This window comes from Arthrobacter sp. 05L421 (genome assembly GCF_056397785.1).
The window spans coordinates 46,369-57,756 of record NZ_JBFTOC010000021.1 but is presented as its reverse complement, the minus strand read 5'-3'; the positions used below and the strand labels follow the sequence as shown (position 1 = coordinate 57,756).

The window sequence follows — 11,388 nt, the reverse complement described above, 5'->3', positions numbered from 1 at the left end:
ACGTCGAGCCGAAGGAGCATCAGCAAGGTGTCGATCGCAGACTTCAACTCGTCGAGCTGCCGGTACTGTTCGATGATTCCGGCTCGATCCTCGGCCTGACGAAAGTCCCGGAGCGTGCGGGCGCAGAACGCGAGCAGGTCCCGGAATTCATCGCCAGCCCGCCCTGCTACTGATGGAGCCACGTCGGGCCCCTGATTGCCGTCCATGATTCAAGTTTCCTGCGGAGGTCCGACATTTAACGGACAGCCAGAGGAGGGGGGGGGCGGACAGGCGGCGGCGGTGACTGACCCGGGCGGCGGTCTGTGGCCGTCGCATCAGCGGCGATACTGCTCTCTCGGGCACCGCCCGCCGCGACGGAGCTCAACCTCGCCGTGTGCTGCCGGGACCACGTCTGGCCCTGGTTGCCCTCCATGATTCAAGACTCCGCGCGACCTACGACATTTGGATCTACGCGGGCATGGGTGGACAACAAAGGCAGAGTTAGCTGGTCAAATTCCTCTGCCATCTCCAGATGAACCTGAGCCCACGCTGGGGCCAGCGGGCCAGCGAGCTGGCGCAGCGTCAGGTCGTCGTCGTCGTGGGGAAGTGGCCGCCGCGCCGCCGGGCGGTTCTCCCGGCAAGACTCTTGCTCGAAATCTGACTTCGGAGGAGGATGATCGGCACACTGGAGGAGGCCGTCGTGACGCAGCTTGGCAAGTTTGAAAAGTACCTGATCGAGGAATTTTTCGACGATTACCGTTCCGGCGCCATGAGCCAGCGCACGTTCACGCGCCGGGTGGCGTTCATCACGGGCAGCATGGCTTCGGCCTCGGCAGCGATGCTCCTGGTTGGCTGCGCGGCCGACGAGGTTCCCCGCAGCACGGACCCCATGCCGACGCCGGCACAATCCTCGCCGGGGACCGGCAGCGCGTCCGCGGGCGCCGTGCCAGGGGCCAAGAGCCCGCTGTCCGTCCCGGAGGGGGCGGCCGGACTCACCACGGCGACCGTGCAGTTCGCTGCGGGCGGCACCCACATCAGCGGCTATCTCGCCCGGCCCGAAAGTGGGACCGCCGGGCCGGCCGTGCTGATTTGCCACGAGAACCGCGGGCTGACGGCCCATATCCAGGATGTGGCCCGCCGCTACGCCAAGGCCGGGTACGCGGCGCTGGCCCTGGATCTGCTGAGCCGGGAAGGCGGCACCGCTGGCATGGACCCCGACGCGGTCCCGGGAGCTCTGACTCAGGCCGGGGCCCGGCGTCACGTCTCCGATTTCGCCGCCGGATTCGAGTATTTGAACACCCAAAAGTTCGTTGACAAGGGGCGGATCGCCATGAACGGCTTCTGCTTCGGCGGCGGTATCACGTGGCAGGCGGCGACTGCGATCCCTGGCCTTAAGGCGACCTCAGCGTTTTATGGACCCGCACCTGATCTGGACAAGCTCACGGCCATCAAGGCGGCTGTCTTTGGCGTTTACGCCGAACAGGACCAGCGGATCACCGGAGCCATGCCGGCCCTCCGGGATGCCTTGGCCAAGACCGACGTCCGGCACGAGCTCAAGATCTATCCCGGCGTGGACCACGCCTTCCACAATGACACTGGGCCTCGCTACAACCAGGAGCAGGCCACCGCCGCGTGGAACGATACCCTCGCTTGGTTCGGCAAGTACGTGTGAGTGGCGTGGTCCCCGGAACACGTCCCAGCCAGCGGGAGGGCTGCTTACTCGCCCGAGGCAAACTCTGGCAGAACTCGGCCGCCCGCGTCCGGCGTCCCTTCGTGGGGGCCGCCCAACGCCTTTAACGCCAAGAGGTGTTCCATGAGGGCACGTTCTGGGTGGCCGGGATGTGCAGCAATCTGCTGGCGAAGCAACTCCCGGGCCCGGCGGTGTTCCGGAGCGGTGTCGTCCAGCACCGCGTCAATGATTCTGCTGGCCTGATGCTGGATGGCATCGGCAGATGCGGCTTGTTCCGCACCGGATACCAGGTCGTGCTGATCCCCTTCTTTGGGGCGTTCTGAAGTGGACGAGGGCTCCACCGACATGGCTATTCCTTCGATCATCGTCCCGGCTGAGTCCGGAACCGGCTTGCCGCCTTCCCCCCATCCCGGGCATGGTACCCGGACCCGAAGGCGGGCCACCGTGACAAACCATACAACGGCGCCGGGCCCGTCGACGCTAATTGAAGCGAAGTTTTCGTCAAGGTGATGCACAGGTTGCTGTGTCGCGTACCTCAAAAAGAGGCCGGCCACCGGCGGCACGGCATGAATCCACGGCATGTACTCGTGGTTGTCACCTGCCCGAAAAGACGTGGAAATACTGGCCGTGTAGCTTCGCACCAAGGAATCCGTTCGAAAGGTAGTACGCCATGCGTGTTGGATTGATCCGGGTGATGACGACGTCGGACCGACGCCTGCTCCACGCCCACGGGAAACTTCTGCAGGAAGCATTCGGATTTACCGTCACCTCCCGCTGTATTCCGGACCAGCCGTCCGGCGTCTACAACCAGGCGTCGCTCGATTCTGCAGCACCCAAGGTAGTCCAGCTGGCCCGGGAAATGGCCGGTGACGCCGACGCCCTGATTATCAGCTGTGCGTCCGACCCCGGGCTGGCCGCCGCCCGGTCTGCCGTGGACATCCCCGTCATCGGGGCAGGCTCCGCAGCCGCGGCCGCCGCACTGACCTTTGGTGGACGGATTGGGGTCCTTGGACTCGGCGCCCACGTACCGGGTCCGATCTCGGAAGCGCTAGGGGAGCGCATGCTGCTTATTGATGGGGAGGGGCGGGTCGAAACGCCCGACGCGTTCCTCATGCCTGCCGGGATCTTCGATGCCCTCGCCGCGGCGCACATGCTGGTTGACGCCGGCGCCGACGTGATCGTCCAGGCCAGCACCGGCCTGAGCAGCATCGGCATGGCGGACGTGCTCCGCCGTCGGCTCGGGGTTCCGGTCATCGACGCCGTGACGGCGGCCGGCTCCATGCTCGTCTCCGCGGTGGTGGCCCGGGAACTTCAGGAGGTTTGAGTCCCGCCGCCGGTGGCTGCGCGCCACCGGTCAACGACAAGACAGCCCCGCACCCTGTTGGGGCGCGGGGCTGTGGGGTGCTGAGCCGGTCCTACTTGTAGACGCGGACCCAGTCGACCTGCATCTGCGAAGGTTTGGTGGCCGACCCGTCAGGGAACCAATCCAGCTGCAACGTCTGATGCATGCCCACGGAGGGCAGGTGCGCGCGGTTCGTGTCGGAGAAGGTCTTCACGCCGTCGATGTAGCCCGTGATTCCGGTCGGGGTCCATTCCACGGCGTAGTTGTGCCACTGGGTGGTGTCGATCGTCTTGGCCGCCGTGGTTTGGAAGCTCGAGCCGCCGCAGGCGTAGTGCAGGAAGAATTTGATCTGCGTGGTGTTGGTGCTGCCCTCGGCGTAGTCGATCTCGGCGCAGTTGGGGGAGGTGTTGTTGTTGGGCCACAGGATCAGCACGGGGTGGTACTTCGGGTCCCGGGCGCTGGTCCGCATGCGCGTCTCCCATTTGCCGTACTTCTGCTGTGCAAATTTTGCCGACATGCCGCCCGTAGTGCCGGCCGAGTTGCCGCTGACCGTGGCCACGCCATTGGCGACCGACCATGCCTGCGGGCTCCGCACACCCTTGCCGGCATGTCCGGTTCCCTTGAAGACGCTCCACTTGGTGGAGTCGGGGGCGCCGGCCTTGGAGAATTCGTCGCCTGCAACAACCGCACCCCAGCCCCGGGCGGTGGCGGCTTGCGACCCGCCGCCGGTCGCGGCGACGGCGGCCTTGGCCGCAACGGGCGCGGCGGCCGGCGTCGAGCCCGTAGTGGCTGCCGCTTGTGCGGCGCCCGATGCTGGCGCGGCGCTGAGCGTGGAGGAAGGTGCGACGGCGGCTGCCGGTGCCGCTTCGACCCTGGGATCCGCCGTTGCAGCGGCGGTGCCGACGACGGGTTTGGGTGCAGAGGGCTTCGCCGTCTTAGCCGCTGCGGCCGCTGCTGACGTGGAAGCCGCGGCAGGCCGCGGGGCCTGGGTGGCCGCCGCTGACGTGGAAGCCGCGGCAGGCCGCGGGGCCTGGGTGCCGCCGGAGGGTGCTGCCGCGCCGTCCGTGGGAGCGACGCTGCAACCGGTCAGGGACAGTGCTCCCAAGCTCAACGCAATCGCTATTTTGTGGAGCTGCGGTGTCATGAAGCGTGGTGGCTTCGACTCTGCGTGATTGAACTGTGCGTGATTGAACTGTGCGTGTTTGGACGGTGTTTTCTGGAACAACGGACCCCTCCGGGCTTTGTGACGGGCGCTCACTACCGTCGCTGCCAGGGCGGCGAGTGCGGGAAGCAACATCGGGCCCCTGCTGCCAGAGCATGGGCGAGCAGGCGCCGAACGGCGCAACCGGGCCCTGAGAAGGGGCGGTCCGGGGCCCTGCATTCGGGCCAGGCCTTCGCGGCCAGTGGCCTACGTTACCGGAACGTTACCTTGACCCGCAAACCTTCCGGGAAGGGTTCACGGCATTTTCCGGCGCCCAGGCGAAAGAATGGACGGGTGAGTGATGCTGGCGAATTCATCGACCTCTCGCTGCAGCGGGAAAGTTCCTGGCGCCGTGCGGACGGGCTGGCTTCGCGGCTGGAGATGGAACCAGGAGGCAACGGCCTTCGGTTCTACGGCACGTCCATGGGTGCCGTGCGCGGGACCGTCCGGGACGCCGGCCGCCGCTATCCCGGGCTGTCACACGATGAAATCACTGCGCTGAGTTCCGAACTGTGGGGCTCGAAACCGGGGACTATGCCGGTTTTCGAGCGCAGGCAGGCCGCGGTGATCCTGCTACAGGCCAATGTGAAGCTGCTGACCAACTCCGACCTCACCCGGCTGGAGGGCTTCATCCGGGAGGCGCACGTGCGGGAGCTCGTGGATCCGCTCGCCGTTGACGTTGTCGGCCCGTTGGTGGGCGGGCTTGACCTTTTGGCCAGGGTGCGGGCTGACAGCGTGCTGGACCGGTGGATGCGCGAGCCCGATGCCTGGCTGCGCCGGGCCGCGCTGCTTTCGCCGCTGCAGGCTCTGCGCGCAGGTACGGGGGACTGGGACAGATTTGTCCGCCACGCCAATGCTGTGCTGGGCGAGCCTCAAGGGCCGTTCGACTCCGACGCCGACCTCCACGCCGAGGGCGACGGCGCTGTGGTCCGGGATGCGGTTTCCCGCGTCCTGGCCGAGATGGCTAAGACAAGGCCGGAGCTGCAATTCACCGCCGCTGGAGAGTGACGACTCGAGTGCTGGCGCCAGCCCGGCCCGGCCCGGCCCGTGTTCTGACTTGCGGACCTTCGGGCTTCCCGTCGTCCGGACTTTCAGACTTTCGGATCTCCCGGACCGCCGGGATCACCCGGTCCGACGGCGCTGCCGGCATCGCCGGATCTGCCGCCGGCATTTGCGGGCAGCGCGAATGTCCTCGCCGCCCGCGAGCCGGCGACGGCGCTCGCGGCTATGGTGACCAGCGCGCCGACCAGCAGGGCCGCAGCCTCGCCCGGGAGTAGGACCTGCAGCTGAGTGCCGATGCTCGCCGCCGCCACGGGCACGCCCAGTTGGGCCGCCGACAACACCCCGAGTGGCAACGGAAGCCCCAGGAACGCCAGGCCGGCGTGCGTCAGCAGGGTCCCGGCTCCGAGGGCCAGTCCGAGGGCAATCATCTCCGGATGCCCGGCAAGGTCTTTGAGTGTCAGTGACGCGCCCAGCCACACGAAGAACACCGGGCCAAGGAAGCCGTCACTGAGGGCGAACAGTTGCCGGGCCAGGCGCCTCGGTTCGCCGACGGCGGCCACCACCAGGCCGAATGAAAAGCCTGCCAACATCACGGACACATTGCTCCACGTCGCGACTGCGGCCAAGGCGAAGAGGACGGCCAGTTGGCTCCTCAGCTCCAGGGCAAACTTGCGGCTTTCCGAGAGTCGGTGCATGCGCCCGTTGATTCCCCTGCGATCGAGCCAGCGCAGGACGAAGTAGAGCACCACCGCGCAGCCGGTCACTGCGAGCACGCCCAGTGCCGCGCGGCCTGCGTGGGGCGGGTCCACGAGGAGCGGCAACGCCACAATGCAGGCTAAGTCGGCGATGGCCACCTGCGCGGTCATGGCGATGACATGGGGTCCGCCGAGGCGCAGGGAATCGATGATCGGAAGGACCAAGGCGGCCGACGAGGAGGCCAGCAGCACTGCGTAGAGGGGAGCATGTCCAGTTCCGAAGAGCAGGCCGATGCCGGTGGCGACCGCCACCGCTGCCGCTGCGGCCGCAATGGCCCGGCGGGAGCCATGGCCAAGGGCGGAGCGGATCTGCGGATCCCTCACGGGAACATGGGTTCCGGCCACAAACATCATCAGCGCGAATCCGATGTTGGCCAGCAGGGTAAACGTCGGGTCTGTGGGGTCCACGAGGGCCAGGCCTGAACGTCCGATCGCGATGCCGGCCAGCAGTTCGCCCAGCACCACCGGCAGCCGCCAGCGCACCGGCAGAGCCAGCAGGGGGCCAGCGAGGGCGACGACGGCAATCAGCGCCAGGGACAGGAATGTCACGGCTCGCCGCTGCTCTCCTGCGCCGGGCCTGACCGCCGCTCCACCACCGCGTAGGCCTTGCCGTCCAGGAAGGCCCAGTCGTTGACAACCATGTACCCGAGCGCATCCACCCGATCATTGAGGACGTGCTCGTCGAAGCCGCCGTCGCGCGGTTCCGCGTCCCACGTGGTCACGCGGACGTCCTGGCCGTCCAGGATCAGCAGCTCGGTGTTGACGTCGAAATCTTCCTGGGGCTGAGTGCTCAGCTGGCAGATGGCGACACAGTGGCTGTTCATTTCGGGCCTCCGCTCAGGCGTGGTGCTGATGGCATCATCCTACGTTCGGATGCGGCGCCGCCCCATGGGCAATTGCGGGACCGTACTGTGGCCGCCGTTACCTGAATGTGACATTTACATCCGGTTCGGGTTACGGTGGATAGGCGCCTGTTGTCTCCGATACGGGCGCTCCCCAGCCGATTGCCTAACTCTGCCGCGGCCCGGGGATAACTCGCATCAACTACCGGCAGAGACGGGGAAACCACATTTGGCCTGCTGATGACGCAGGTCTTGGGGTGAAGCCGCACAGTGCCCGCAGTGACGGGCCCGGGAGTGCGGCCGGGTGACTCCCATCCGAATCCGACAGCTCACCTCGCAGGCACTGGGAGAGGCTACACTCATGTCTTCAATCAATACTTTTGCGCGCCATGCCGCCGTCTTCGCCGCCGCATCCGGCCTGGTCCTCACCAGCGGAATGGCAGCCAACGCAGCTGCAGCACCTGCGCAGCGCGACTCCGCTCCGGCGTCCAAAGTGGACGTCAACGCGCTGGTCAGTGCGCCCGTCAACGCTGATTCAAGCGTCAAGATCAGCTTTGACCGCCCGGCGGTAGCTACCGTCGCAGCACCGGTGATCGAAAAGCCCGTTGCCGTGGCGACGGCTCCCGCCGCAGCCCCCGCCGCAGCCCACGCCGTTGCCCCTGCTGCAGCGCCTGCAGCAGCACCGGCCGCAGCACCCAAGGCAACCATCAAGGTGCAGTCCGCTCCGGCCGCAGCGCATGCCGCGGCGCCGGCTGCCGGCGGACGCAACGCCATCATGCTCTCGGCCGCCTACAGCCAGGTGGGCATCACCCAGGACTGCACCGCCATGGTGGAAAAGGCCCTTGGCGCCGCGGGCAAGCCCGTCGGTGACATCGGTCCCCGGGCCTTCCTTGGCCTCGGAACCGTCGTTTCGACCCCGAAGCCCGGCGACATGGTGGTCCAGTCCGGTCACGTTGGCATCTACGCCGGCAACGGCCAGGTGGTCAGTGGCGGGATGAACGGGAAGAACCAGACGATGGTCCACCCGCTGTCCTGGCTGACCGCGACCGGCGGCGTGACCTTCGTCCGCGCCTAAGCTGTACGGCCCCTTCCAGGGCTATACAGTCCGGAAAGACCGGCGATCGATTCCCTTGGGGGCAAATCGATCGCCGGTCTTTTCTGTGCATATGGTTCTCAGGGATTCACGCGCCCGGCCAACGGCAGCGTCAATTTCATGACCGTGCCCTCGGCACCCGTCGCGGCCACCTCGACGGTCCCCCCGGCAGCGACGGCGATCTCCCGGACCAAGGCCAGGCCGATCCCAAAGCTCCGCTGTCCCTGTGAACCGTCAGTGCTGGCGGTCCGCACGAAGCGGTCAAAGATTCGGGCCTGATCGACGCCGGTGATGCCGGTCCCGGTGTCCGCCACCGTGATGACGGCGCGGCTCTGCTCGATCGACGTCGTGATGGACACGCGGCCGCCCTCAGGGGTGTGGGCAAGGGCGTTGTCCGCCAGGGCCAGTACGGCACGGCGCAGTGCATCCTTCTCGATCCGGGCCAGCGGCCGGGCATCGGCCACGAAATCCAGGCGCACTCTGCGCTGGTCCGCGACCTGCTGGAGGCTCCCTGCGACGCTGGCGGCGGCGTCGGCAAGGTCGGCAGGCGGTGCGGAGCGGTCCGGGGCTTCCGTGGTTGCTGCGAGGAGGAGTTCGTTGACAATCCCGGTCAGCGTTGCTGCGTCCTCTCGGATCCTGGCAAGGTCTTGGCCTTGCCTGGAGCCGGGCACGGTGTTGCGCTGGGCAAGCTGGATCCTGGTGTCCAGGATGGTTAAGGGTGTGCGCAATTCGTGGCTCGCATCCTGGACGAAGCGCCGTTGCCTGGCCAGGGCATCACCGAGGGGGCGGATGGCGCTGCGCGCGCTGAGCCACCCGACGATGCCGGCCAGCAAGATTCCCGCCACCCCGGCGATGACCATGGCTTCGAGCACATCTTTGGAATCCAAGTATGCGTAGGCCGTCCCGGCCGCCGCAGAGCCTGGCACTTCGGGATGGGCCAGTTGATTCAGGAGGTAAAGCGCCGTGGCGGCGAGCAGCCCGATGACCATGACCGCGCACGCGCCGCTGATCCGCAACGCGACCTTGAGCGAGGCCTTGCGCAGGATGGAGTAGTCCGGATTTCCGCCGGTTCCGCCGTTACTCATCAGCCTCGCCGATCTGGTAGCCGAGGCCGTGCACCGTGCGGATGACGGCCTTGGAGATCTTCCGGCGCAGGTGGTGAACATACGTATCGATCACGCCGGGCTGATCCGAGGCGTGGAAGTACGCCGTGAGGAGTTCGTCCCGGGTGAAGACGCGGTCCGGTTCTGCGGCCAGGGCTGCGAGTAGTTGGCCTTCTTTCGCCGTCAGCGACACCGTCTGCCCGTAGACGGAGCGGACTGTGCGCTGCGTCGGATCCAGTTCCCAGTTCCCGATCATCACCCGTGCCGGGGCCGGAGAAATGAAGGTGCGCGTCAGTGCGCGCAGGCGTGCTGCCAGTTCGCCGGCGTCGAACGGCTTGGTCACGTAATCGTTGGCGCCGGCGTCCAGGCCCCTGACCTTTTCGTCGGCATCGCCCAGCGCGGTCAGGATCAGGATGGGAGTGACAATGCCCTTCGACCGCAGCGCCGCGATCAGGGCGATGCCGTCCATTACCGGCAGCCCGCGGTCGATCACCATGACGTCCCATGTCCCGGTGAGCCCGTGGTGGAGGCCATCACGGCCGTTGGTGACCAGCTGGATCCGGTAATCCGGGTCCAGGAGCTCGGCGATGAGCGGTCCCAGGACGGCGTCGTCCTCGACGAGCAGCAGGGACGGGCGGTCAGCGATAGTCATGTCAGCTATTCTTTCGCGGCCATTTCCTCAGTCCGCAGTCCATCCTCGGATTCCTGCGCCGTGTCGCCGGCGGCTGTGCCCGTGGTGACGTCGGAGACCCGACTGTTGCGGCGGCGCTTGAGTAACTGCACGGCCGCCGGTAAGACGGAGACCAGAACCATGGCCACCGCAATGACGTCGATATTCTTGGCGATGATCTCAAAATGTCCCAACCAGGTGCCAAGCAACGTCACGGAGCTGGCCCAAGCCACCGCGCCGATGACGTTCCAGAGGGTGAAGTACTTGTACTCGTAGCGCGCAATCCCAGCGGTGAGAGGCGCGAACGTCCTGACCATGGGGACGAAGCGGGCCAGCACGATTGCCGCCCCGCCGTGGCGGCGGAAGAAGTCCTCTGTGGTGGTCAGGTGCGCTGTCTTCAGGATCCTGGCGTCATCCTTGAACCATCGCCTGCCAAATTTCCGTCCCAGCAAGTAGCCGACCTGGTCACCGGCGACGGCGGCCGCGGTGACGACGCCGATCAGCACTGGCAGCGTCAGTTGTAGCTGCTGGTGCAGAAGGCCTGCGGTGAACAACAGCGAGTCACCGGGGAGGAAGGGAAAGAGCACGCCCGATTCGATGAAGACCATGAGTGCGATGACGCCCAAAGCGGCCGGACCCAGCCCGGCGAGCAGGCTTGCCGGGTCCAGCAGTGACGGTGTACCGGCGGCGTCGGCGGCCGGTAATAAGGAATAGACGTCCAAGGCGTGCATTCTCATTTCCTCTCAGGGTCAGGGGAGAGGATGGCAGACGGGCCACGGAGCCGGTCCGCCACCCTGGGTATGACAACGTTCCAGAGTCCCGTCAGCAGGACCACTGCGGCGCTCGCGGCCAGGAATGAAGCTGCGACATCGGTGGGGTAGTGGACGCCGATATACAACCGCGACCAGGCGACGACCAGTGCCATCGCCGCCGCCCCCACGGCGGTGACCTTGGCCCAGCGGGTTCCACGGGCCAGGAAGTAGAGTGCGAAACCGACCGCCACCGCACAGGCCACATGGCCGCTCGGGAAACTGTCGGAGCCGTTTTCCGGAGCCAGGGGATCGAAGAGCAGGGCGGGGTTGGGCCGCTGGCGGGCAATGATGATCTTGAAGATTTCGCTGGCCACCCAACCGGAAGTTGCCACCAGGCCAAAAGCTACCGCCTTGAGGAGGCCGCCGCGGAACAGCAAGATGAAGAGGGCAGCGGCTCCGATCAGCGCGAGACCTGCCACCGGGCCAAAGATCACATTCAGGGCCATCGCGACGGCGGTCAGGGCGGCGAGGTGATGGTGGCTGAGGTCCTGGTCCACGCCGAGCTCGGTGGCGCTGAAGCCCGGGGTCAGCTGCGCGGCCAGCCCCAGTGCGACGACGGCGGCGGAGAGCAGGACACCCAGCAACAACCAGTGGCGGATCTGGGGGAGGGACCACAGGCGCGGCCCCGCGGCAGGACGGCCGGCGTCGGGACGGCCGCTGTCGGGACGGCGCTGTGCCATATCGCGGCTTGGTGCTGCATCGCGATTCACTGCTTCGCGTCTAACAGGGGCGGGTCCAGTCATGGGATCCTCCGGCTCGGGGCAAGGGGCGCCCGGTGAGGCACCACCTCCCACTCTCCCGCCCGGCGATTAAGAAACGCTTAAGAAGTGCAGTGGAATGTCGGCGAGATCCGCCCCGGCGTTGCGTCGCTGACTGGGGCGGAATAGGGGGCCCTGCCC

14 protein-coding genes and 1 riboswitch are annotated in these 11,388 nt (G+C 66.8%); of the genes, 5 read left to right on the top strand and 9 right to left on the bottom strand.

Features of this window, described 5'->3' with window-relative positions; all coding sequences use genetic code 11:
- A partial coding sequence (locus AC1DKQ_RS18950) for a hypothetical protein (protein ID WP_476919180.1) occupies nucleotides 1-206 on the bottom strand: 206 nt, incomplete at its 3' end.
- A 305-nt stretch (nucleotides 207-511) separates the two neighbouring features.
- Here AC1DKQ_RS18950 and AC1DKQ_RS18945 point away from each other — a divergent pair.
- Together AC1DKQ_RS18945 and AC1DKQ_RS18940 are read left to right on the top strand one after the other, a co-directional pair.
- Entirely contained in the window at nucleotides 512-640 is a 129-nt protein-coding gene (locus AC1DKQ_RS18945; protein ID WP_476885673.1) for a hypothetical protein, read from the top strand.
- Between the two features lie 12 nt (nucleotides 641-652).
- Nucleotides 653-1,651, top strand: a complete 999-nt coding sequence (locus AC1DKQ_RS18940; protein WP_476919832.1) for a dienelactone hydrolase family protein — start codon at nucleotides 653-655, stop codon at nucleotides 1,649-1,651.
- A gap of 44 nt (nucleotides 1,652-1,695) precedes the next feature.
- On the opposite strand, the gene AC1DKQ_RS18935 is transcribed toward AC1DKQ_RS18940, so the two are convergent.
- On the bottom strand, nucleotides 1,696-2,016 hold the full coding sequence (locus AC1DKQ_RS18935) for a hypothetical protein (protein ID WP_476885675.1): 321 nt from the start codon (nucleotides 2,014-2,016) through the stop codon (nucleotides 1,696-1,698).
- A 323-nt stretch (nucleotides 2,017-2,339) separates the two neighbouring features.
- Here AC1DKQ_RS18935 and AC1DKQ_RS18930 point away from each other — a divergent pair, with 323 nt between their 5' ends.
- Nucleotides 2,340-2,993: an aspartate/glutamate racemase family protein gene (locus AC1DKQ_RS18930; RefSeq protein WP_476919831.1), complete on the top strand. Its 654-nt coding sequence runs from the start codon at nucleotides 2,340-2,342 to the stop codon at nucleotides 2,991-2,993.
- A 91-nt stretch (nucleotides 2,994-3,084) separates the two neighbouring features.
- On the opposite strand, the gene AC1DKQ_RS18925 is transcribed toward AC1DKQ_RS18930, so the two are convergent.
- The gene (locus AC1DKQ_RS18925) at nucleotides 3,085-4,155 is read right to left on the bottom strand and encodes a glycoside hydrolase family 16 protein (protein ID WP_476919830.1); all 1,071 of its coding nucleotides are present in this window, start codon (nucleotides 4,153-4,155) and stop codon (nucleotides 3,085-3,087) included.
- A 351-nt stretch (nucleotides 4,156-4,506) separates the two neighbouring features.
- Between AC1DKQ_RS18925 and AC1DKQ_RS18920 the strand changes: the two genes are divergently transcribed.
- Nucleotides 4,507-5,220 (top strand): DNA alkylation repair protein, encoded by a 714-nt coding sequence (locus AC1DKQ_RS18920; RefSeq protein ID WP_476919829.1) that lies wholly within the window; start codon nucleotides 4,507-4,509, stop codon nucleotides 5,218-5,220.
- Between the two features lie 83 nt (nucleotides 5,221-5,303).
- Here AC1DKQ_RS18920 and AC1DKQ_RS18915 read toward each other — a convergent pair whose 3' ends face one another.
- Nucleotides 5,304-6,518 (bottom strand): cation:proton antiporter, encoded by a 1,215-nt coding sequence (locus AC1DKQ_RS18915; protein ID WP_476885679.1) that lies wholly within the window; start codon nucleotides 6,516-6,518, stop codon nucleotides 5,304-5,306.
- Nucleotides 6,515-6,793, bottom strand: coding sequence for a hypothetical protein (locus AC1DKQ_RS18910; RefSeq protein WP_476919828.1), 279 nt, complete (start codon nucleotides 6,791-6,793; stop codon nucleotides 6,515-6,517). Before AC1DKQ_RS18910 ends, AC1DKQ_RS18915 begins: the two co-directional genes overlap by 4 nt.
- A 181-nt stretch (nucleotides 6,794-6,974) precedes the next feature.
- A riboswitch (cyclic di-AMP (ydaO/yuaA leader) is annotated at nucleotides 6,975-7,164 on the top strand.
- A gap of 8 nt (nucleotides 7,165-7,172) precedes the next feature.
- Between AC1DKQ_RS18910 and AC1DKQ_RS18905 the strand changes: the two genes are divergently transcribed.
- Nucleotides 7,173-7,886 (top strand): hypothetical protein, encoded by a 714-nt coding sequence (locus tag AC1DKQ_RS18905; RefSeq protein WP_476919827.1) that lies wholly within the window; start codon nucleotides 7,173-7,175, stop codon nucleotides 7,884-7,886.
- Between the two features lie 98 nt (nucleotides 7,887-7,984).
- On the opposite strand, the gene AC1DKQ_RS18900 is transcribed toward AC1DKQ_RS18905, so the two are convergent.
- Genes AC1DKQ_RS18900 through AC1DKQ_RS18885 form a run of 4 tightly spaced genes read right to left on the bottom strand, consistent with a single transcriptional unit; the run spans nucleotide 7,985 to nucleotide 11,199 of the window.
- On the bottom strand, nucleotides 7,985-8,989 hold the full coding sequence (locus tag AC1DKQ_RS18900) for a sensor histidine kinase (protein ID WP_476919826.1): 1,005 nt from the start codon (nucleotides 8,987-8,989) through the stop codon (nucleotides 7,985-7,987).
- The gene (locus AC1DKQ_RS18895) at nucleotides 8,982-9,659 is read right to left on the bottom strand and encodes a response regulator transcription factor (protein ID WP_476919825.1); all 678 of its coding nucleotides are present in this window, start codon (nucleotides 9,657-9,659) and stop codon (nucleotides 8,982-8,984) included. Before AC1DKQ_RS18895 ends, AC1DKQ_RS18900 begins: the two co-directional genes overlap by 8 nt.
- A 5-nt stretch (nucleotides 9,660-9,664) precedes the next feature.
- Entirely contained in the window at nucleotides 9,665-10,408 is a 744-nt protein-coding gene (locus AC1DKQ_RS18890; RefSeq protein ID WP_476885684.1) for a DedA family protein, read from the bottom strand.
- 2 nt (nucleotides 10,409-10,410) lie between these two features.
- Nucleotides 10,411-11,199 (bottom strand): phosphatase PAP2 family protein, encoded by a 789-nt coding sequence (locus AC1DKQ_RS18885; protein WP_476919824.1) that lies wholly within the window; start codon nucleotides 11,197-11,199, stop codon nucleotides 10,411-10,413.
- Nucleotides 11,200-11,388 lie beyond the last annotated feature (189 nt).

Excerpts from the sequence above, each read along its gene's own strand:
- AC1DKQ_RS18925 (WP_476919830.1), bottom strand. The coding sequence starts at position 4,155 with ATGACACCGCAGCTCCACAAAATAGCGATTGCGTTGAGCTTGGGAGCA.
- AC1DKQ_RS18945 (WP_476885673.1), top strand. The coding sequence starts at position 512 with ATGAACCTGAGCCCACGCTGGGGCCAGCGGGCCAGCGAGCTGGCGCAG.
- AC1DKQ_RS18900 (WP_476919826.1), bottom strand. The coding sequence starts at position 8,989 with ATGAGTAACGGCGGAACCGGCGGAAATCCGGACTACTCCATCCTGCGC.
- AC1DKQ_RS18935 (WP_476885675.1), bottom strand. The coding sequence starts at position 2,016 with ATGTCGGTGGAGCCCTCGTCCACTTCAGAACGCCCCAAAGAAGGGGAT.
- AC1DKQ_RS18905 (WP_476919827.1), top strand. The coding sequence starts at position 7,173 with ATGTCTTCAATCAATACTTTTGCGCGCCATGCCGCCGTCTTCGCCGCC.
- AC1DKQ_RS18890 (WP_476885684.1), bottom strand. The coding sequence starts at position 10,408 with ATGCACGCCTTGGACGTCTATTCCTTATTACCGGCCGCCGACGCCGCC.
- AC1DKQ_RS18910 (WP_476919828.1), bottom strand. The coding sequence starts at position 6,793 with ATGAACAGCCACTGTGTCGCCATCTGCCAGCTGAGCACTCAGCCCCAG.
- AC1DKQ_RS18895 (WP_476919825.1), bottom strand. The coding sequence starts at position 9,659 with ATGACTATCGCTGACCGCCCGTCCCTGCTGCTCGTCGAGGACGACGCC.
- AC1DKQ_RS18930 (WP_476919831.1), top strand. The coding sequence starts at position 2,340 with ATGCGTGTTGGATTGATCCGGGTGATGACGACGTCGGACCGACGCCTG.
- AC1DKQ_RS18940 (WP_476919832.1), top strand. The coding sequence starts at position 653 with ATGATCGGCACACTGGAGGAGGCCGTCGTGACGCAGCTTGGCAAGTTT.